Source organism: Bacillus cereus group sp. BfR-BA-01316, from assembly GCF_022664195.1.
Lineage (GTDB): Bacteria > Bacillota > Bacilli > Bacillales > Bacillaceae_G > Bacillus_A.
The window spans coordinates 122,928-143,586 of record NZ_JAKUGX010000008.1; the positions used below are offsets into that span (position 1 = coordinate 122,928).

The following is a 20,659-nucleotide window of genomic DNA, read 5'->3' on the forward strand; positions in this document are numbered from 1 at the left end:
TGTCTCAATCTTTCATCATTATAGATAGTAACGAAAAAAATGACAAGTTTCCACCAAATGAAAAAAAGCAACGGCTGTCTACCGCAGCCGTTGCTTTTTCACTATTCTTCATGCTTCACAAGTATTTTTTTCACCTTGCGATCAAACTCTCTTCGAGGAATCATTACCGAATGGTCACACCCCTCGCACTTAACGCGGATATCCATTCCCATACGAATAATCTTCCAGCGATTTTCACCGCATGGATGGGCTTTCTTCATTTCCACAACATCGTACAAGTTATATTGCTTTTGCTCCATTCTCTAAATCCCTCCCACTATTAAATTGCTTTTTCACTAACTAATTCTTCGCGACTATATAAAACCATACGTGGGTATGGAATTTCAATCCCATGTAAATCAAGACGATTTTTAATCTCTTTGCGAAGAGCCCTCGCAATAACTGCATGCTGCATCGGCTCAACTTCAGCAATAACACGTAATACAACTTCAGACGCTGCCAATGTTTGAACACCTAGCAATTGAGGTGTTGTTACCATTTTCTCATATTTTTCTGGTAATTCCACTAATAAATCTTCAATAACTTGCTCCGCTCGTACTATATCACTTTCATAAGAAATAGATACATCAACAAATGCTACACTATTACTAACGGAAAAGTTCGTTACTTGTACAATACTACCATTTGGTATTATATGAATTTCACCTGTCCAGCTTTTCATCTTCGTTGTGCGCAGTCCGATTTCCAAAACAGTTCCTTCAAATTGACCTATTCTTACATAATCACCTACTGAAAATTGATCCTCTAACAAAATAAATAATCCTGTAATAACATCTTTAACTAAACTTTGTGCACCAAAACCGACTGCTAAACCAATTACCCCAGCACCGGCTAATAGACCTGACGCATTAATATCAAACACACCCAAAATCGCAATTAACATAATGAACATAACAACGTATGCCACAATATTTTCAAGCAACTTCGCTACCGTAACTGTACGACGTTCTGAAATTTGAATCGGCGAACGGCTTCCCATACGAAACGCATTTCGTACAATTGCTCTTGCAACTCGCACAACGATTGCACCAAGTATTAAAATAACGATTATTTTTAGTGATTTCACACCTATATTCGTCCAATCAACGGACTCAAACCATTTCAACGCTAAATCCATGTCCCTCTACCTCTCCAGCTAAAATTTCTTTTTAGTTATCCTTATTATTGTATCAGAACTCTCTCTGATTTCTGAAAAAAATTTATGACTTTAATTCCATTTGTTAACTTCCATTCAGGTATAAAATGAAACGAATATATATATACTAGTACTATTATTTCCGTTTTCATTCACAGTTTGCAAAAAGTATGCACTTATAATTTTCCATTTCACACACCATATAACATATTGTGAAAATTTATTAAAAGGATGGGTTCTTCATGAATATTAGAAGTTTTCGCTTACCTTTTTTTGAAAAAGAAACTCAAAATGTTATGCATCATGACTTAGAAGCCTCCGAGACAATCAGTAATTTCTTACTTTCCCATATTCCCATTAAGACTAATATGCCACTCATTCTTGTTTGTATCGGAACGGACCGTTCTACCGGTGATGCACTTGGTCCATTAGTTGGCACTAAACTAGAACAAATTGAAATCAAAAACCTTCAAGTATTCGGCACACTAGACGAACCAATACATGCACTAAATTTAGAAGAAAAAATTCAAAATATTCAGGAAGAAAACCCTACTTCATTTATTATTGCTGTTGATGCATGTTTAGGAAAATCTCAAAGTATCGGTTCTATAACTACCGGAAAGGGCCCCAGTAAACCTGGAGCTGCGATGAATAAGAACTTACCTGAAATTGGTGATTTGCATATTCATGGCATCGTAAATTTAAATGGTTTCATGGAGTTTTTCGTGCTTCAAAATACAAGACTAAGTTTAGTCATGAAGATGGCTGATGTAATTGCACAAAGTATAAAAGAAACAGACCAAAAATTATCTGCATTAAAAAAAGCAAACCATCTATAAACAATAAGATGGTTTGCTTTTTAATTTCCCTTTGATAATAATTCTAAAATTCGATTTAAATCTTCTTTATTAAAAAATTCGATTTCGATTTTACCTTTTTCTTTTTTCGTTTCTTTGATCTTTACATCCGTACCAAACTTTTCTCTTAAAAACGTTTCACGCTCTACAAAAAATATATTTCTTTCTTTTTTCACTTGTTGTGTTTCACGTGAAACACGTTGATTAATTTCCTGAACAATTTGTTCCAATTGGCGAACATTCAGTCCTTCTTTTTCAATTCGCTTCAATAAAGATTTCAACTGTTCTTCATCTTTTATTGTAAGTAAAGTTCTTCCATGAGCCATTGAAAGCTGACCGTTTGCAATCATATCTTGAACGAATGAAGGGAGGCTTAACAATCGAGTATAATTTGCGATATAAGGTCTGCTTTTACCAAGACGTTTTGCTAATTGTTCTTGTGTTACATTTAGCTCGTTCATTAACATCTGATATGCCATTGCCTCTTCCATAGGATTTAAATCTTCTCGTTGTAAGTTTTCAAGCAAAGCAAATTCCATCATTTGCTGCTCATTTAATTGCCTTACGACAGCAGGCACTTTCTCAAGTCCGGCCTCTTTAGCAGCACGATATCTTCTTTCACCTGCAACTATTTCATATCCTTTAATACTCTTTCGAGCAATTAACGGTTGCAATATACCGTGCTCTTTAATAGAAGCCGCTAATTCCTGAATCGCTTCTTTATTGAAATGTTTACGTGGTTGATATGGATTCGGCCTTAATTCAGTTACTATAATCTCCTGAATTGTTTCTTCTTCTTTCACATCTAAATCTGGAAAAAACACATTGATTCCTCTTCCTAATCCCTTAGCCACCTGCAATCACTTCCTCTGCTAAATCTAAATATACTTCTGCTCCTCTTGATTTAGCGTCATACTGCATAATTGGTTTTCCATGACTTGGTGCCTCACTTAAGCGAACATTACGAGGAATAATCGAACGATATACTTTATCCCTAAAGTATTTTTTCACTTCATCTATAACTTGAATTCCTAAATTTGTACGAGCATCCAACATCGTTAACAATACACCTTGAATTGCTAAATTTTTATTTAAATGCTTTTGCACAAGTCGAACTGTATTTAATAGCTGACTTAACCCTTCCAGCGCGTAATATTCACACTGTACAGGAATAATAACAGAATCTGCTGCTGTTAATGCATTAATCGTTAATAATCCTAAGGATGGGGGACAGTCAATAATAATATACTCATATTCATCACGAATTGGTTGTAATGCTCTTTGCAAGCGTACTTCCCGGGAAATGGTTGGTACCAATTCAATTTCAGCACCAGCCAATTGAATTGTAGCGGGTAGAACATCTAAGTTTTCAGTTGCGGTTTTCCGTATAACGCCTTGAACATCTGCATCTTCTACAAGAACATTATAAATACATTGATCTAATTCAGACTTTTCAATTCCTACACCAGTCGTTGCATTTCCTTGAGCATCAATATCTACGAGAAGGACTTTTTTTCCTACTTGTGCCAATCCAGCCCCTAAATTAACGGATGTTGTTGTTTTTCCAACACCGCCTTTTTGATTAGCAATAGCAATGATTTTTCCCATGATGTCACCTACTTTCAACCTTTCTTTCTTATTCTAGAAACAATTACGTTTATTGTAACATGAAATAAAAGTTTTTCTTTTACGTCCTTATTAAACTTCAAAATTTATTTCTAAACTCCTTCTTGCTTTAACAAGAAAATATAGTAAAAGAGACCTCTCCAATAGGATAAGGTCTCTAGCACGTAACTATTTTTTCTTCGGAATTTTAATCGTAATTTGATAGTATTCATCAAACTCTTCTTCCGCAGAATTAACATTCAAACCACTGTTAGTAACCATTTGTAATGATTGTCTAATTGTGTTCATAGCAATTCTCGCATCTCGACTTACTGCTTTTTGCTTCGCTTTGCGCTTTGGTTTTACTTCTTCTAGTAACTTTGCAATTCGCTCTTCTGTTTGCTTTACATTCAATTGCTTCTCCACAATCTCTTGTAAAACCTTCAGTTGTAATTCCTCATTTTTCAAAGGAATAAGGGCGCGAGCATGCCGTTCTGTAATACTTTTTTCTAATAATTTACTTTTGATTTCTTCAGGCAACTTTAATAATCGCAATTTATTTGCGACTGTCGATTGTCCTTTTCCAAGTCGTTGTGCCAATGCTTCTTGTGTTAAATTATGTAACTCAATCAGCTTTTGATATGCCACAGCTTCCTCAATTGCTGTTAATTCCTCACGTTGCAAATTTTCAATTAACGCTACAGAAGCTGTCTCAGTATCATTTAAATTCTTTATTATTGCAGGAACTTTTTCCCACCCTAACTTTGTTGCTGCGCGGAAACGCCTTTCCCCGGCAATAATCTCGTACTTATCATCCTCATACTGTCTCACAACAATCGGCTGGATAAGCCCATGTGTACGGATCGTTAACGCTAGCTCATCAATACGTGCATCGTCAAAAACTGTTCGTGGTTGATAACGGTTAGGGGTAATGTTTACTATCGGAATTTCCTGTATTTCTTCATATACCTTTTTATCTATTTCTTCATGGCTTTCGTCTTGTAATTCGAATTCGCTCTCTTTATCTCCAAAGCCAAATAAACGAGAAAACGTATTTTTCATACATATTCCACCACCTTTTAGGCCTATTGACTATTCTACATAAAATGTTTCCTATGAAACATTTACGCTTTCATTTATATAATTTAATCTTACGTCTAATAAGATTTATTTTTCAATAGGCAATTTATTGGGCGTTCCCGGTTTGCGTGGATATTTCTTTGGTGTCTTGCGCTTTTTCTCGATTAATAAAATGTTACGCTCACTTTCTTCAAACGGTAATTGGAACGTAGACATTTCTTTTAATTCTCCGCCAAGTACCTCTAAAGCATATTTGCCATTTTCGATTTCTTCGTTCGCCGCTGCACCTTTCATTGCAATGAATGTTCCCCCTACTTTTACAAGTGGTAAACATAGCTCACTTAATACAGAAAGACGTGCAACTGCACGTGCCATTACAATATCGTATGCTTCACGTACACCTTCTTTTTTTCCAAATGTTTCAGCACGATCATGACAAAATGCAACATCACTTAATTCTAACTTTTGCGCTAAGTTATTTAAGAAATTAATACGTTTTTGTAATGAATCCACAATCGTTACTTTTAAGTGCGGGAAACAGATCTTTAAAGGGATACTTGGGAATCCGGCTCCGGCTCCAACATCACAAATAGAAAATGGTTTCGAAAAATCATAATAAAAAGCCGCTGTAACAGAATCAAAAAAGTGTTTTAAGTATACTTCTTCTTTCTCCGTAATAGCCGTTAAGTTCATTTTTTCATTCCACTCTACTAACGTTTCAAAGTAGATTTTGAACTGCTCTAACTGTCTAGAAGAGAGGGAAATACCCTTCTCTTCTAGCATAGATTGAAATTGTTCTATGTTCATCTAGCAATATCTCCTTACTATGTTATTGGTTCGATACTCGTGCAATTTTTCCTTGTTCAATGTAAATAAGCAAAATGGAAACATCAGCTGGATTTACGCCAGAAATACGTGAAGCTTGCCCCATCGAAAGCGGACGAACATCTTTCAATTTCTGTCTAGCTTCTGATGCAAGTCCAGAAATCGCATCATAATCAATATTTACAGGGATTTTTTTGTTTTCCATTTTCTTCATACGTTCTACTTGCTGTAAAGATTTCTCGATATATCCTTCGTACTTAATCTGAATTTCAACTTGTTCTGTAATTTCATCATTTAATTCTAATTCACTTGGTACTAAAAGATGAATATGCTCATATGTCATCTCTGGACGACGTAATAAATCACTTGCACGTATTCCATCTTTCAATTCGCTTCCACCAATACTACGAATTAATTCTTGAACTTCAGGACGCGGTTTAATAAAAATACTCTCTAACCGTTCCTTTTCCTGATCAATTTGTAGTTTTTTATTTGTAAATCTCTCATAACGATCTTCTTTAATTAAACCAATTTCACGCCCAACCTCAGTTAGACGAAGATCTGCATTATCATGGCGTAATAATAAACGATATTCTGCACGAGACGTTAATAAACGGTATGGTTCATTTGTACCTTTTGTTACAAGATCATCAATTAAGACACCAATATATGCATCAGCGCGACCTAAAATAACTTCTTTTTTACCTAAAGAACGACACGCCGCATTAATTCCAGCCATAAGCCCTTGTCCTGCCGCTTCTTCGTAACCAGAAGTTCCATTAATTTGTCCTGCTGTATATAAATTTTTAATTTTTTTCGTTTCAAGTGTTGGCCATAGCTGAGTTGGTACAATTGCATCATATTCAATTGCATAACCCGTACGCATCATTTCGACATTTTCCAGGCCAGGAATTGTTCTAAGCATTGCACGCTGTACATCTTCTGGTAAGCTCGTCGATAAGCCTTGTACATATACTTCTTGCGTATTACGTCCTTCTGGCTCTAAGAAAATTTGATGACGTGGTTTATCATTAAATCTTACTACCTTGTCTTCAATTGAAGGGCAATATCTAGGCCCTGTTCCTTTAATCATACCAGAATACATAGCTGAGCGATGTAAGTTTTCATCTATTAAACGATGTGTTTCTGTACTTGTATACGTTAACCAACATGGAATTTGATCCATAATAAATTTTGTCGTTTCAAAAGAGAAAGCACGTGGCTTATCATCACCTGGTTGAATTTCTGTTTTACTATAATCAATCGTATTACTGTTTACACGCGGAGGTGTACCTGTTTTAAATCTAACAAGATCAAAACCAAGTTCCTCTAAGTGTTCAGATAATGTAATAGATGGTTGCTGATTATTTGGACCACTTGAATATTTTAAATCTCCCATAATAATCTCACCACGTAAAAATGTTCCAGTTGTAATTACAACTGTTTTCGCTGTGTATTCAGCACCAGCTTGTGTAATTACCCCTTTACATACACCATCTTCAACAATTAAACGCTCTACCAGACCTTGAAACAACGTTAAGTTTGGTGTTTCTTCAATTGTTTTCTTTAACTCATGCTGGTAAGAGAATTTATCAGCCTGTGCACGAAGCGCGCGTACAGCTGGTCCTTTACCCGTATTTAACATACGCATTTGAATATGTGTTTTATCAATATTGCGTCCCATTTCTCCGCCTAATGCATCAATTTCACGAACAACAATCCCTTTTGCTGGTCCACCAACAGAAGGGTTGCATGGCATGAACGCTACCATATCTAAGTTAATTGTTAACATTAATGTTTTTGAGCCCATTCGTGCTGCCGCAAGACCAGCTTCACATCCTGCATGGCCTGCACCGATTACTATGACATCGTATGAACCGGCATTGTATCCCATTGTTTATTCCTCCTAATAACCTCTATCTTACTAAAGCATCTCTGATTAAAGTTTCACTTTATTTTCCTAAACAAAATTGAGAGAACAATTGGTCAATTAAGCTTTCATGGACAGTATCACCAGTAATTTCACCAAGTATTTCCCACGTTCTTGTTAAATCAATTTGAACCATATCAATCGGAACACTATTTTCTATCGCTTCAATTGCATCATTAATTGTTTTTCCTGCTTGGGTTAATAATCCGATATGTCTCGCATTAGACACGTATGTCATATCCGCAGAATCAATTGTTCCTTCAAAGAATAAATCAGCTATTGCCTTTTCAAGCTCATCTATTCCTTGCTCCTCAATTAAAGATGTTGTAATAACACGATTGCCTACCGCTAAATCTGTAACACGTTCCATATCAATTTCTTGCGGTAAATCTGTCTTATTTACAATGACAATGAAATCTTTTCCTTGTACGGCACGGAATAGATCCTCATCTTCATTTGTTAAAGCCTCGCTATAGTTCACTACAATTAACACTAAGTCTGCTTGGCTCATCATTTCTTTCGAACGCTCTACACCAATTCGTTCAACAACATCTTCCGTTTCACGAATTCCGGCTGTATCTATAAGTTTAAGTGGTACACCACGCACATTAACGTACTCTTCAATAACATCACGAGTTGTTCCTGCAATATCAGTTACAATTGCCTTTTTCTCCTGAACAAGACTATTTAATAGCGATGATTTCCCAACGTTAGGTCTACCGATAATCGCGGTAGAAATCCCTTCACGTAAAATCTTTCCTTGCTTCGATGTTTCTAATATCTTTTTAATTTCAGCACGGACATGTGTAGCCTTCTCAATTAAAATATTATGCGTCATCTCTTCTACATCATCATATTCCGGGTAATCTATATTCACCTCAATATGAGCTAATATTTCTAATATTTCTTGACGCAGACGGCCGATTAATTTAGATAATCTTCCTTCCATTTGGTTAATCGCTACGTTCATAGCACGATCTGTTTTCGCACGGATTAAGTCCATAACAGCTTCTGCCTGTGACAAATCAATACGTCCATTTAAAAAAGCACGTTTTGTAAATTCACCAGGCTCTGCCAGTCGTACTCCTTGTGCTAAAATAAGCTGTAATACTTTATTTACCGAAACAAGTCCACCATGACAGTTAATTTCTACTATATTTTCACGCGTAAAAGTCCTTGGTGCACGCATAATGGACACCATAACCTCTTCAATAACTTGATTTGTATCTAAATCGACAATATGACCATAATGAATTGTATGGGAAGAAACCTGTGTTAAATCCTTCCCTTTAAAAATACGATCGACTTTCTCAATCGCATCATCCCCACTTACTCGAACAATGGCAATTGCACCTTCCCCAAGTGCTGTGGAAATTGCGGCAATTGTATCAAATTCCATGTCCTTTCACCTCACTTGCTTATTTATCTCTATTTCAACATGAATTTTTTCCGTCACTAAATTATTAGGATACCATAACGAACCTATCTACAAAAGAATAATAACTCATTTTATTATGTCCTTATGTAAAAAGCACTAAACTTATTCACAGTGGATAAGTTTAGTGTTTTTTAGTTATCCACATTTATTTTCTCCTCAAAAAAACCGGCACTCAATTGAGTAACCGGTCACTTGGAAGATATTACAACATACCGATGTGGTTCTTTCCCTTCAGAAGTTGTAATAATATTTTGATGATTAGATAATGCTTGATGAATAATTTTTCGTTCGAAAGAAGGCATTGGTTCTAGAACAACTCTTTTTTTCGTACTCACTACTTGTTTTGCTAATCGATAAGAAAGAGATTCTAACGTATTTTTTCTTTTACTACGATAGTTTTCAGCATCCAGTGTAATACCAATATATTGCTTTGTATTACGATTCGCAACAAGTTTTGTTAAATACTGTAAAGAATTCAACGTATTACCTCTTTTACCAATTAAAATACCGATATTTTCACCAGAAATTGTAAATTCAACTTCGCGTCCTTTTACAATTTTTCTAATCTCAACTTCCACACCCATATTTCGAATAACATTTTTTAAATATTCTTCACATTCTTGGATTGGATCTTTTTTCAATACAACTTCTACTACAGCGGGACGATTCCCAAATAAACCTAGGAATCCCCTCTTACCCTCATCGATAATATTTATATCTACTCGATCTTTCGAAGCATTTAATTGTCTTAAAGCATCTTGTACTGCCAGCTCGACTGTTTGTCCTTTAGCAGTAATTATACTCACTTGCTTGATCCTCCTGCCTTACTAGCCTTAATTTCAGGCCCTTTGATCATATACATTTGAGCGATACCAAAGATATTACCAACTACCCAGTACAATGATAGTGCTGCTGGGAAGTTAATTGCAAAGACTAAAATCATAATTGGCATAAGCCAAATCATCATTGCCATTTGCGGATTTTGTCCAGCCGTTCCTGCCATTGCAAGCTTTTGCTGAATAAAAGTCGTAATAGCCGCAACAATTGGAAGGATATAGTAAGGATCTGCCTGTCCTAAATCAAACCATAAAAATGTATGTTTACTAATTTCTGCCGTTCTCATAATCGCATGATAAAAAGCAAATAGGATAGGCATCTGAACAAATATTGGTAAACATCCTGCTAATGGATTTACTCCATTTTTTTGATACAACTGCATCATTTCTTGTTGTAATTTTTGTTGTGTTGCTTGATCTTTTGAGCTGTACTTTTCTTTTAATCTCACCATTTCTGGTTGTAACGCCTGCATTGCTTTCGTACTCTTCGTTTGTTTAATCATTAATGGTAATAATGCAAAACGAATGATAAGAGTTGTAACAACGATTGCTAAACCGTAATTACTACCAAATAAATTTGCAAAATACGTGATTAACTGAGAAAGCGGGTATACGAAATATTCATTCCAAATCCCAGTGCTTTTCGGTGTAATCGGCTGATTTGTTTCACTACAGCCGGTAGCAATTGCCATTAACATAATAACCATGGCTAATAAACCTATTTTCTTTTTCAAAGCCTGCTCCTCCTTGTTTCGGTATGTATATAGTGTAATTCATTTCCTTACGCTACTTTTCATTCTTTTCATACCAGAGCGTTTAAAGACATGAATTAAGCTTTTCTTTAACTCTTCATATGTCATCTCTGCACAAGGCTTCCTTGCTATTATAACAAAATCTTTTCCAGAATCTATCTCATCTTTTAATTCTATAATCGATTGGCGAATCATACGCTTAATTCGATTACGAACTACTGCATTTCCTATTTTCTTACTAACAGAAAGACCAATGCGAAAATGCGGCTGTTTTTCTTTATCTAATTTGTATACAACAAACTGGCGATTGGCATTCGATTGTCCTTTTTGGAAAACAGCCTGGAATTCATCATTCTTTTTTATACGATTTTTTTTCTTCATATCAATTGACACTCCTGTATTTCATCAGCGGAAACTCATTATTATTAGAAAAAAAGACCACTGAACGATCAGTGGTCTACGCAGATAATACTTTTCTTCCTTTACGACGACGAGCTGCTAGCACTTTACGTCCGTTTGCTGTGCTCATACGGCTGCGGAAACCATGTACTTTGCTGCGCTTACGTTTATTTGGTTGGTAAGTTCTTTTCATTATATGACACCTCCCTGAGGAATATCTGTTAAAGACAGTCTAATAAATTATAGTAAATCAAATAGGAAAATGTCAATGGTTCTCGAAATTTTCATCAAATATTCATTTTTAACCTATTCACACACTTTTTCACAGTCCCTATATTTCCTTGTGGATAAATATTTTTTCTCTTTTTTTTGTCCACAAACTCTTTTTTTACTTTTACACAGTATATCGTATTGTGGACAAGTTTATTCCACAAGGTATTGATTTTGTGGATAACTTTCTTAAATTCATTGCTATAGCTGCTTTTTTTTGATATTATAGTTGTGTTTTCACTTTGAATAAGTTTTTCACACCTTTATTTTATCCACAATTTGTGTATAACATGTGGATAGTTTAAATCACATGTGGGTAAATAGTTGTCCACATTTGTTTTTTTGTCGAAAACTCTATCTCGGATACTAACGACGTTTTTATATTTTAAAATACGTTTCGTATAAATATGCATTAAAAATATTTATAGGTTGTACAATTGTTGCGCAACCTTATTCTTTTACCATCTTTGTAAAGGAGGGACACCTTTGGAAAATATCTCTGATTTATGGAATAGTGCCTTAAAAGAATTAGAAAAAAAGGTAAGCAAGCCAAGTTATGAAACCTGGTTAAAATCAACAACTGCTCATAACTTGAAAAAAGATGTATTAACTATTACAGCTCCAAATGAATTTGCTCGTGACTGGCTAGAATCTCATTATTCGGAACTAATCTCCGAAACACTTTATGATTTAACAGGTGCAAAACTAGCTATTCGTTTTATCATTCCCCAAAGTCAGGCAGAAGAGGACATAGATCTCCCTTCTGTTAAGCAAAAACACGCACATGATGAGTCTAATCACTTACCACAGAGCATGTTAAACCCAAAATATACATTTGATACATTTGTTATTGGCTCTGGTAATCGTTTTGCACATGCTGCTTCTTTAGCTGTAGCTGAGGCACCAGCTAAAGCCTATAATCCGCTCTTTATTTACGGGGGCGTTGGACTTGGAAAAACACATTTAATGCACGCAATTGGGCATTATGTAATTGAACACAACCCGAATGCAAAAGTTGTATATTTATCATCTGAAAAATTTACAAATGAATTTATTAACTCAATTCGTGATAATAAAGCTGTCGATTTTCGTAATAAATATCGTAATGTAGATGTCTTATTGATAGATGATATTCAATTTCTTGCTGGAAAAGAACAAACACAGGAAGAGTTTTTCCATACATTTAATGCGTTACATGAAGAAAGTAAACAAATTGTGATTTCAAGCGATAGACCACCAAAAGAAATCCCAACTTTAGAAGATCGCCTTCGTTCTCGCTTTGAATGGGGGTTAATTACGGACATTACACCACCAGATCTAGAAACTAGAATCGCAATTTTACGTAAAAAAGCAAAAGCAGAAGGTCTTGATATACCAAATGAAGTTATGCTTTATATCGCAAATCAAATCGATTCAAACATTCGTGAACTAGAAGGTGCACTTATTCGAGTTGTAGCTTATTCATCTTTAATTAATAAAGATATGAATGCTGATTTAGCGGCTGAAGCGCTTAAAAATATTATTCCAAACTCTATACCTAGAATTATTGCTATTTCTGATATTCAAAAGGCTGTTGGAGGCGTCTATCAAGTAAAGTTAGAAGATTTCAAAGCAAAAAAACGGACAAAATCCGTTGCATTCCCTCGCCAAATTGCGATGTATTTATCACGTGAACTTACGGACTCATCTTTGCCAAAAATAGGTGAAGAATTTGGTGGCCGCGATCATACAACAGTAATCCATGCTCACGAAAAAATTTCGAAACTATTAAAAACGGATACTCAATTACAGAAACACGTTGAAGAAATTAAGGATATTTTAAAATAGTAGTAGCTGAATAGTGTGAATAACTTAGCTTATTTTACACACAGTCTATCCACATATAGATAGACTGTTTTTACATCTTTAAACAGGGTTATCCACATATCCACAAGCCCTATTACTATTACTACTACTTTTTTATCTTTATTAAATAAATAAAATCTTATACTTACCGGAGGTTTTTCGTTATGCGTTTTACAATACAAAAAGACTATCTTGTAAGAAGCGTACAAGATGTAATGAAGGCAGTTTCTTCTCGTACAACAATTCCAATTCTTACAGGAATTAAAGTTGTAGCAACTGAAGAAGGAGTTACCTTAACAGGTAGTGATGCAGACATCTCTATCGAATCATTTATCCCAGTCGAAGATGCTGGAAAAGAAATTGTTGAAATCGAACAATCAGGAAGTATTGTTTTACAAGCAAAATATTTTAGTGAGATCGTAAAAAAATTGCCTAAAGAAATTGTTGAAATTTCTGTGGAAAATCATTTTATGACAAAAATAAAATCTGGAAAATCAGAGTTTAATTTAAATGGTTTAGATTCTGCTGAATATCCGTTATTGCCACAGATTGAAGAACATCATGTATTTAAGATTCCAACAGATTTACTTAAACACATGATCAGGCAAACTGTATTTGCAGTTTCAACTTCTGAAACAAGGCCGATCTTGACAGGTGTAAACTGGAAAGTATATAACAGCGAATTAACTTGCATTGCAACAGATAGTCACAGGCTAGCACTTCGTAAAGCAAAAATCGAAGGGTATAATATTGCCGATGAATTTCAAGCGAATGTCGTTATTCCTGGTAAGAGCTTAAGTGAATTAAGTAAAATTCTAGATGAATCTGAAGAAATGGTAGATATCGTTATTACGGAGTATCAAGTATTATTCCGTACAAAACATTTATTATTCTTCTCAAGATTGTTAGAAGGGAATTATCCAGATACAACGCGTTTAATTCCAGCCGAGAGTAAGACTGATATCTTTGTAAATACAAAAGAATTTTTACAAGCAATTGATCGTGCGTCGCTATTAGCAAGAGACGGTCGTAACAACGTTGTTAAATTATCAACATTAGAACAACAGATGTTAGAGATTTCTTCGAATGCACCAGAAATCGGAAAAGTAGTAGAAGAGGTTCAATGTGAAAATGTAGATGGAGAAGAATTAAAAATATCTTTTAGTGCAAAATATATGATGGACGCATTAAAAGCTTTAGACAGTACAGAAATTAAAGTTAGTTTTACTGGAGCGATGAGACCGTTTTTAATTCGCACAGTGAATGATGATTCCATCATTCAATTAATTTTACCGGTACGTACTTACTAAGTAAGGGCTGAGGGTTGCTAGTGTAAAGGTACTAGTGACCCCTATTTGATTTGTAGGGTATTACTTTCCTAATGCTAGTTTATTTAGTACAATGAAAGAATGAACACTTTCAGAAAGTGAGCGATTTTATGAAACTTATTAAGATTTCAACAGAATACATTACACTAGGACAATTTTTAAAGTTAGCTGATGTAATTGATACAGGTGGCGCTGTGAAATGGTTCTTACAAGAATATGAAGTATACGTGAATCAAGAACTTGAAAATAGAAGAGGCCGAAAGCTATATGCAAATGATATTGTTGAAATTCCGGGAAGCGGAACTTTCCAAGTTCAGGCATAAAGGGGGATCCCTTTGTTTATTACAGAAATACAATTAAAAAACTATCGCAATTATGAGCATTTAGAGCTTTCCTTTGAGGATAAAGTCAATGTAATTATTGGTGAAAATGCGCAAGGGAAAACGAATCTAATGGAAGCTATTTATGTATTGGCGATGGCGAAATCCCATAGAACTTCGAACGATCGTGAACTCATTCGTTGGGATGAGGATTATGGTAATATAAAAGGTAGATTACAAAGGCGAAATAGTTCTTTATCCTTAGAATTAAACATTTCAAAAAAAGGTAAAAAGGCAAAGTTAAATCAGTTAGAACAGCAAAAATTGAGCCAGTATATTGGTGAAATGAATGTTGTTATGTTTGCCCCAGAAGATTTAAACCTTGTAAAAGGAAGCCCTCAAGTACGAAGACGCTTTTTAGATATGGAACTTGGACAAATAGCTCCTGTCTATTTGTATGAATTAAGTCAATATCAAAAGGTACTCATGCAACGAAATCATTTACTTAAGAAGATGCAAGGGAATAGTAAAAATGAGGAAACGATGTTGGATGTATTTACACTTCAACTTATTGAGCATGGTGCGAAAATTTTGCGAAAACGTTTTGAGTTTTTGCATTTACTACAAGAATGGGCTGCTCCAATTCACCGGGGAATTAGCAGAGGATTAGAGGAGTTAGAAATCATCTATAAACCAAGTGTAGATGTATCAGAATCAATGGATTTGTCGAAAATAAAAGAAGTATACTATGAAAGTTTTCAATCTGTGAAACAACGTGAAATTTTCCGTGGTACAACTTTAATTGGTCCTCATCGTGATGATTTACAATTCTTCGTTAATGGTAAAAATGTTCAGGTCTTTGGTTCACAAGGGCAACAACGAACAACCGCACTGTCCCTAAAATTAGCTGAAATTGAATTAATTTATTCAGAGGTTAAGGAATATCCAATCCTTTTATTAGATGATGTGTTATCAGAACTAGATGATTATCGTCAATCACATCTTTTAAATACAATTCAAGGAAAAGTACAAACATTTGTGACCACGACGAGTGTCGACGGAATTGAACACGAAACATTGAAAGAAGCGAAAACAATTCATGTAACGAACGGCACGGTAGATTGTGAAATAGACAGAAAATAATTTCTGTTTAAATGGAAAAGTAGGTGATCTTTGTGTCAATGGAACAAAAACAAATGCAGGAAAACGCATATGATGAAAGTCAGATTCAGGTGTTAGAAGGACTGGAGGCAGTTCGAAAGCGTCCTGGTATGTATATCGGTTCTACAAGTGGAAAAGGTCTTCATCATCTTGTATGGGAAATTGTTGATAACAGTATTGACGAAGCTTTAGCAGGATATTGTGATGAAATTAATGTCAGTATTGAAGAAGATAATAGTATTGTTGTAACAGATGACGGCCGTGGTATTCCTGTAGGTATACAAGAAAAAATGGGACGTCCTGCTGTAGAAGTTATTATGACGGTACTCCATGCTGGTGGTAAATTTGGCGGTGGCGGTTATAAAGTTTCTGGTGGTTTGCATGGTGTTGGTGCATCTGTTGTAAATGCTTTATCAACAGAATTAGAGGTATTTGTACATCGAGATGGAAAAATACACTATCAAAAATATGAACGTGGGATCCCGGCTGCGGATTTAAAAGTAATAGGTGAAACCGATCATACAGGAACGATCACACGCTTTAAGCCAGATGCAGAAATTTTTACAGAGACGACAGAATACGAATTTGATACATTAGCTACTCGTATGCGTGAGTTGGCGTTTTTAAATCGTAATATTAAATTAACAATTGAAGATAAGCGTGAACATAAGCAAAAGAAAGAATTCCATTACGAAGGTGGAATTAAATCTTATGTGGAACATTTAAATCGTTCAAAACAACCAATCCATGAAGAGCCTGTATATGTTGAAGGTTCAAAAGATGGAATTCAGGTTGAAGTTGCGCTTCAATATAACGAAGGATATACAAATCATATTTACTCATTTACAAATAATATTCATACGTATGAAGGTGGTACACATGAGGTAGGATTTAAAACTGCCCTAACACGTGTAATCAACGATTATGGTCGTAAAAATAACATTTTAAAAGATGCGGATAGTAATTTAACTGGTGAAGATGTTCGTGAAGGCTTAACAGCAATCGTATCAATTAAACATCCAAATCCACAATTTGAAGGGCAAACGAAGACGAAACTTGGAAATAGTGAAGCGAGAACGATTACAGAATCTGTATTCTCAGAGGCCTTTGAAAAGTTCTTACTGGAAAACCCCAATGTTGCACGTAAAATTATAGATAAAGGGACTATGGCAGCGCGCGCGCGCGTAGCCGCTAAAAAGGCTCGTGAATTGACACGTAGAAAGAGTGCGTTAGAAGTTTCGAGTTTACCAGGTAAATTAGCGGATTGTTCTTCGAAAGATCCAGCAATCAGTGAAATTTACATCGTAGAGGGTGACTCTGCCGGCGGATCTGCGAAACAAGGGCGTGACCGTCATTTTCAAGCGATTTTACCACTTAAAGGTAAAATTATTAACGTTGAAAAGGCGCGATTAGATAAAATTTTATCTAATGATGAAGTGCGTACAATTATTACAGCAATCGGTACAAATATTGGTGGGGATTTCGATATTGAGAAGGCCCGTTATCATAAAATTATTATTATGACAGATGCGGACGTGGATGGTGCACATATTCGTACCCTATTATTAACGTTCTTCTATCGTTATATGCGTCAAATAATTGAGTGTGGTTATATATATATTGCGCAACCACCATTGTTTAAAGTACAGCAAGGTAAAAAAATTCAATATGCTTACAATAATAAAGAACTTGAAAAAATACTAGCTGAATTACCAACTCAACCTAAGCCTGGGATTCAGCGTTATAAAGGTTTAGGGGAAATGAATCCAACCCAGCTGTGGGAGACGACAATGGACCCAGAAGTACGTTCGTTACTTCAAGTTTCCCTTCAAGATGCAATTGAAGCGGATGAAACATTTGAAATTTTAATGGGTGATAAAGTAGAGCCGCGTCGTAACTTTATCCAAGAAAATGCAAAATACGTGAAAAACCTTGATATTTAAGTGAGTAATGACAGGAATCTAAGTATTCCTGTCTTCTACATATAAATCAATGTATGTGTAACGGAAATGTAAGAGGAGGTGCTCGTTGATGTCAGACAATCAACAACAAGCACGAATTCGAGAAATTAATATTAGTCATGAAATGCGTACCTCATTTTTAGATTACGCAATGAGTGTTATCGTATCTCGTGCATTACCAGATGTTCGTGATGGATTAAAACCAGTTCATCGTAGGGTTTTATATGCGATGAATGATTTAGGAATTACAGCTGATAAAGCATATAAGAAGTCGGCACGTATTGTCGGCGAAGTAATTGGTAAGTATCACCCGCACGGTGATTCAGCTGTTTATGAAACAATGGTACGTATGGCGCAAGATTTTAGTCAACGTTACATGCTTGTTGATGGACATGGTAATTTCGGTTCTGTTGATGGAGATTCAGCTGCAGCAATGCGTTATACAGAAGCAAGAATGTCTAAGATTTCTATGGAATTAATACGTGATATTACAAAGAATACAATTGATTATCAAGATAACTACGATGGTTCTGAAAGGGAACCAGTTGTATTACCAGCGCGTTTCCCTAACTTATTAGTAAATGGTACAACGGGTATTGCGGTAGGTATGGCAACAAATATTCCACCGCATCAACTTGGAGAAGTAATTGATGGTGTGTTGGCATTAAGTCATAACCCAGATATCACTATCGCGGAATTAATGGAATATATTCCCGGGCCAGACTTCCCAACATCAGGTTTAATCTTAGGGCGAAGTGGAATTCGAAGAGCTTACGAAACGGGTCGCGGTTCTATTATACTTCGTGCTAAAGTTGAAATTGAAGAGAGAGCAAATGGTAAACAATCTATTATCGTAACAGAACTACCTTATCAAGTTAATAAGGCGCGATTAATTGAAAAGATTGCAGAATTAGTTCGTGATAAGAAAATTGAAGGCATTACAGATTTACGCGATGAATCGGATCGAAATGGTATGCGTATTGTTATGGAAGTACGTCGTGATGCCAATGCCAATGTACTATTAAATAATCTATATAAGCATACAGCACTTCAAACAAGTTTCGGTATTAATATGTTGTCTCTAGTAAATGGAGAGCCACAAGTCCTAAATTTAAAACAAAATCTATATTATTATTTAGAGCATCAAAAGGTAGTAATTCGTAGACGTACTGCTTATGAATTAGAGAAAGCAGAAGCGCGTGCTCATATTTTAGAGGGATTACGAATTGCTTTAGATCATCTTGATGAAGTTATTACTTTAATCCGTAGTTCCAAAACAGCTGATATTGCAAAACAAGGTTTAATGGAACGTTTCGGCTTAAGTGAGAAACAAGCGCAAGCGATTTTAGATATGCGTTTGCAACGTTTAACCGGATTAGAACGTGAAAAAATTGAACAAGAATATCAAGACTTAATGAAGCTAATTGCAGAGTTAAAAGCAATTTTAGCAGACGAAGAAAAAGTTCTTGAAATTATTCGCGAGGAATTAGCTGAAGTAAAAGAACGTTTTAATGATAAGAGAAGAACAGAAATTACAATTGGCGGTATGGAAGCTATAGAGGATGAAGATTTAATCCCAGAACAAAATATCGCAATTACACTTACTCATAATGGTTATATTAAGAGGTTACCGGCTTCTACGTACAAAACACAGAACCGTGGGGGACGTGGTGTACAAGGAATGGGTACGAATGATGATGACTTTGTTGAACATTTATTAACAACGTCTACTCATGATCATATTTTATTCTTCACAAACAAGGGTAAAGTATACCGTACAAAAGGATATGAAATTCCAGAGTATAGTCGTACAGCAAAAGGCATACCGATTATTAATCTATTAGGGGTAGATAAGGGTGAGTGGATCAACGCTATTATTCCAATTCGTGAATTTGGTGACGACCAGTTCTTATTCTTTACAACGAAACAAGGTATTTCTAAGAGAACGCCGCTCTCATCATTTGCAAATATACGTACGAACGGTTTAATTGCAATTTCGCTTCGTGAAGAAGATGAATTAATTTCTGTACGTTTAACATCTGGTGATAAAGATATTATCGTAGGGACCAGCAATGGTATGTTAATTCGCTTCAATGAACAGGATGTACGTTCTATGGGCCGTAATGCAGCTGGTGTAAAAGCTATTACACTAGGCGAAGAGGACCAAGTAGTAGGTATGGAAATTGTTGAAGAGGATACGAATGTCTTAATCGTAACGAAGAACGGGTATGGTAAGCGTACGCCGGTTGAAGAGTATCGACTACAGAGTCGTGGTGGTAAAGGTCTGAAGACTTGTAACATTACAGACAAGAACGGTAAATTAGTAGCGGTTAAGTCTGTAACAGGTGAAGAAGACATTATGTTAATTACAGTAGCGGGTGTTATTATTCGTATGCCAGTTGATCAAATCTCTCAAATGGGGCGTAATACACAAGGTGTTCGTCTAATTCGATTAGGGGATGAGCAAGAGGTAGCGACAGTAGCAAAAGCACAAAAGGATGAAGAAGAAGAAATTAGCGAAGAGGTTTCTTCTGAAGAATAAGAGTGGGGATTTCTCCCCCTCTTATTTTTTTATAATAATACTTGCATAGCAATAGGGAAGTGTATATAATAGGCAGAGTCAGCAAATGAGAGATACAAGTTATCGAAAAAAACTTGTTGACGAAAATAATATACTATGATATATTATGAAAGTCGCTGAAACGCGATGTTGAACTTTGAAAACTAAACGAAACAAACAACGTGAAACGTCAATTTTTATTTTTAGATGCTAGACAAACTAACTTTATTGGAGAGTTTGATCCTGGCTCAGGATGAACGCTGGCGGCGTGCCTAATACATGCAAGTCGAGCGAATG

General features: G+C 35.5%; 19 protein-coding genes and 1 rRNA gene. 8 read left to right on the forward strand and 12 right to left on the reverse strand.

Annotation, left to right across the window (positions count from 1 at the left end; all coding sequences use genetic code 11):
* Positions 1–101: 101 nt before the first annotated feature.
* Both MR071_RS09420 and MR071_RS09425 read right to left on the reverse strand, forming a co-directional pair.
* On the reverse strand, positions 102–299 hold the full coding sequence (locus MR071_RS09420) for a DUF951 domain-containing protein (protein WP_000436054.1): 198 nt from the start codon (positions 297–299) through the stop codon (positions 102–104).
* A gap of 20 nt (positions 300–319) precedes the next feature.
* Positions 320–1,177 carry a mechanosensitive ion channel family protein gene (locus tag MR071_RS09425; protein WP_105587941.1) on the reverse strand — a complete coding sequence of 286 codons (858 nt, stop codon included), beginning with the start codon at positions 1,175–1,177 and terminating at the stop codon, positions 320–322.
* Positions 1,178–1,437: 260 nt separating this feature from the next.
* On the opposite strand from MR071_RS09425, the gene yyaC reads away from it, so the two are divergent.
* The gene (gene yyaC / locus MR071_RS09430; RefSeq protein WP_242235806.1) at positions 1,438–2,034 is read left to right on the forward strand and encodes a spore protease YyaC; all 597 of its coding nucleotides are present in this window, start codon (positions 1,438–1,440) and stop codon (positions 2,032–2,034) included.
* A 20-nt stretch (positions 2,035–2,054) separates the two neighbouring features.
* On the opposite strand, the gene spo0J is transcribed toward yyaC, so the two are convergent.
* From spo0J to rpmH, 10 genes are all read right to left on the reverse strand, one after another.
* Complete coding sequence (spo0J, locus tag MR071_RS09435; RefSeq protein ID WP_171902578.1) at positions 2,055–2,906, reverse strand: stage 0 sporulation protein Spo0J; 852 nt, start codon at positions 2,904–2,906, stop codon at positions 2,055–2,057.
* Positions 2,899–3,660: a sporulation initiation inhibitor protein Soj gene (gene soj, locus MR071_RS09440; protein ID WP_002113231.1), complete on the reverse strand. Its 762-nt coding sequence runs from the start codon at positions 3,658–3,660 to the stop codon at positions 2,899–2,901. The genes spo0J and soj overlap by 8 nt, the downstream gene beginning before the upstream one ends.
* A gap of 186 nt (positions 3,661–3,846) precedes the next feature.
* Positions 3,847–4,719: a nucleoid occlusion protein gene (gene noc / locus MR071_RS09445; protein ID WP_105587939.1), complete on the reverse strand. Its 873-nt coding sequence runs from the start codon at positions 4,717–4,719 to the stop codon at positions 3,847–3,849.
* 105 nt (positions 4,720–4,824) lie between these two features.
* Positions 4,825–5,544 carry a 16S rRNA (guanine(527)-N(7))-methyltransferase RsmG gene (rsmG, locus tag MR071_RS09450; RefSeq protein ID WP_105587938.1) on the reverse strand — a complete coding sequence of 240 codons (720 nt, stop codon included), beginning with the start codon at positions 5,542–5,544 and terminating at the stop codon, positions 4,825–4,827.
* Positions 5,545–5,566: 22 nt separating this feature from the next.
* Positions 5,567–7,456 (reverse strand): tRNA uridine-5-carboxymethylaminomethyl(34) synthesis enzyme MnmG, encoded by a 1,890-nt coding sequence (mnmG, locus tag MR071_RS09455; protein WP_105587937.1) that lies wholly within the window; start codon positions 7,454–7,456, stop codon positions 5,567–5,569.
* 58 nt (positions 7,457–7,514) lie between these two features.
* Positions 7,515–8,891: a tRNA uridine-5-carboxymethylaminomethyl(34) synthesis GTPase MnmE gene (mnmE, locus tag MR071_RS09460; protein WP_105587936.1), complete on the reverse strand. Its 1,377-nt coding sequence runs from the start codon at positions 8,889–8,891 to the stop codon at positions 7,515–7,517.
* Positions 8,892–9,118: 227 nt separating this feature from the next.
* Positions 9,119–9,736, reverse strand: coding sequence for an RNA-binding cell elongation regulator Jag/EloR (gene jag / locus MR071_RS09465; RefSeq protein ID WP_242235808.1), 618 nt, complete (start codon positions 9,734–9,736; stop codon positions 9,119–9,121).
* Positions 9,733–10,500, reverse strand: a complete 768-nt coding sequence (gene spoIIIJ / locus MR071_RS09470) for a YidC family membrane integrase SpoIIIJ (protein WP_105587934.1) — start codon at positions 10,498–10,500, stop codon at positions 9,733–9,735. The genes jag and spoIIIJ overlap by 4 nt, the downstream gene beginning before the upstream one ends.
* Before the next feature lie 39 nt (positions 10,501–10,539).
* Positions 10,540–10,899: a ribonuclease P protein component gene (gene rnpA, locus MR071_RS09475; RefSeq protein WP_242235810.1), complete on the reverse strand. Its 360-nt coding sequence runs from the start codon at positions 10,897–10,899 to the stop codon at positions 10,540–10,542.
* 76 nt (positions 10,900–10,975) lie between these two features.
* Entirely contained in the window at positions 10,976–11,110 is a 135-nt protein-coding gene (rpmH, locus tag MR071_RS09480) for a 50S ribosomal protein L34 (protein ID WP_000831901.1), read from the reverse strand.
* 563 nt (positions 11,111–11,673) lie between these two features.
* Here rpmH and dnaA point away from each other — a divergent pair.
* The 7 genes from dnaA to MR071_RS09515 form a co-directional block, all read left to right on the forward strand.
* Positions 11,674–13,014, forward strand: coding sequence for a chromosomal replication initiator protein DnaA (gene dnaA / locus MR071_RS09485; protein WP_105587932.1), 1,341 nt, complete (start codon positions 11,674–11,676; stop codon positions 13,012–13,014).
* 182 nt (positions 13,015–13,196) lie between these two features.
* Entirely contained in the window at positions 13,197–14,342 is a 1,146-nt protein-coding gene (gene dnaN, locus MR071_RS09490; RefSeq protein ID WP_105587931.1) for a DNA polymerase III subunit beta, read from the forward strand.
* Between the two features lie 128 nt (positions 14,343–14,470).
* Entirely contained in the window at positions 14,471–14,683 is a 213-nt protein-coding gene (gene yaaA, locus MR071_RS09495; RefSeq protein WP_002016484.1) for a S4 domain-containing protein YaaA, read from the forward strand.
* 12 nt (positions 14,684–14,695) lie between these two features.
* Complete coding sequence (gene recF, locus MR071_RS09500) at positions 14,696–15,823, forward strand: DNA replication/repair protein RecF (RefSeq protein ID WP_105587930.1); 1,128 nt, start codon at positions 14,696–14,698, stop codon at positions 15,821–15,823.
* A 38-nt stretch (positions 15,824–15,861) separates the two neighbouring features.
* The gene (gene gyrB, locus MR071_RS09505) at positions 15,862–17,784 is read left to right on the forward strand and encodes a DNA topoisomerase (ATP-hydrolyzing) subunit B (RefSeq protein ID WP_105587929.1); all 1,923 of its coding nucleotides are present in this window, start codon (positions 15,862–15,864) and stop codon (positions 17,782–17,784) included.
* A gap of 88 nt (positions 17,785–17,872) precedes the next feature.
* Positions 17,873–20,344 (forward strand): DNA gyrase subunit A, encoded by a 2,472-nt coding sequence (gyrA, locus tag MR071_RS09510; protein ID WP_105587928.1) that lies wholly within the window; start codon positions 17,873–17,875, stop codon positions 20,342–20,344.
* 243 nt (positions 20,345–20,587) lie between these two features.
* Positions 20,588–20,659: ribosomal RNA gene (locus MR071_RS09515) — 16S ribosomal RNA — on the forward strand; the annotation flags it as partial.

Coding starts and splice junctions, on each gene's coding strand:
- MR071_RS09420 (WP_000436054.1), bottom strand. CDS start 299: ATGGAGCAAAAGCAATATAACTTGTACGATGTTGTGGAAATGAAGAAA.
- MR071_RS09425 (WP_105587941.1), bottom strand. CDS start 1,177: ATGGATTTAGCGTTGAAATGGTTTGAGTCCGTTGATTGGACGAATATA.
- yyaC (WP_242235806.1), top strand. CDS start 1,438: ATGAATATTAGAAGTTTTCGCTTACCTTTTTTTGAAAAAGAAACTCAA.
- soj (WP_002113231.1), bottom strand. CDS start 3,660: ATGGGAAAAATCATTGCTATTGCTAATCAAAAAGGCGGTGTTGGAAAA.
- noc (WP_105587939.1), bottom strand. CDS start 4,719: ATGAAAAATACGTTTTCTCGTTTATTTGGCTTTGGAGATAAAGAGAGC.
- rsmG (WP_105587938.1), bottom strand. CDS start 5,544: ATGAACATAGAACAATTTCAATCTATGCTAGAAGAGAAGGGTATTTCC.
- mnmG (WP_105587937.1), bottom strand. CDS start 7,456: ATGGGATACAATGCCGGTTCATACGATGTCATAGTAATCGGTGCAGGC.
- mnmE (WP_105587936.1), bottom strand. CDS start 8,891: ATGGAATTTGATACAATTGCCGCAATTTCCACAGCACTTGGGGAAGGT.
- rnpA (WP_242235810.1), bottom strand. CDS start 10,899: ATGAAGAAAAAAAATCGTATAAAAAAGAATGATGAATTCCAGGCTGTT.
- rpmH (WP_000831901.1), bottom strand. CDS start 11,110: ATGAAAAGAACTTACCAACCAAATAAACGTAAGCGCAGCAAAGTACAT.
- dnaN (WP_105587931.1), top strand. CDS start 13,197: ATGCGTTTTACAATACAAAAAGACTATCTTGTAAGAAGCGTACAAGAT.
- yaaA (WP_002016484.1), top strand. CDS start 14,471: ATGAAACTTATTAAGATTTCAACAGAATACATTACACTAGGACAATTT.
- gyrB (WP_105587929.1), top strand. CDS start 15,862: ATGGAACAAAAACAAATGCAGGAAAACGCATATGATGAAAGTCAGATT.
- gyrA (WP_105587928.1), top strand. CDS start 17,873: ATGTCAGACAATCAACAACAAGCACGAATTCGAGAAATTAATATTAGT.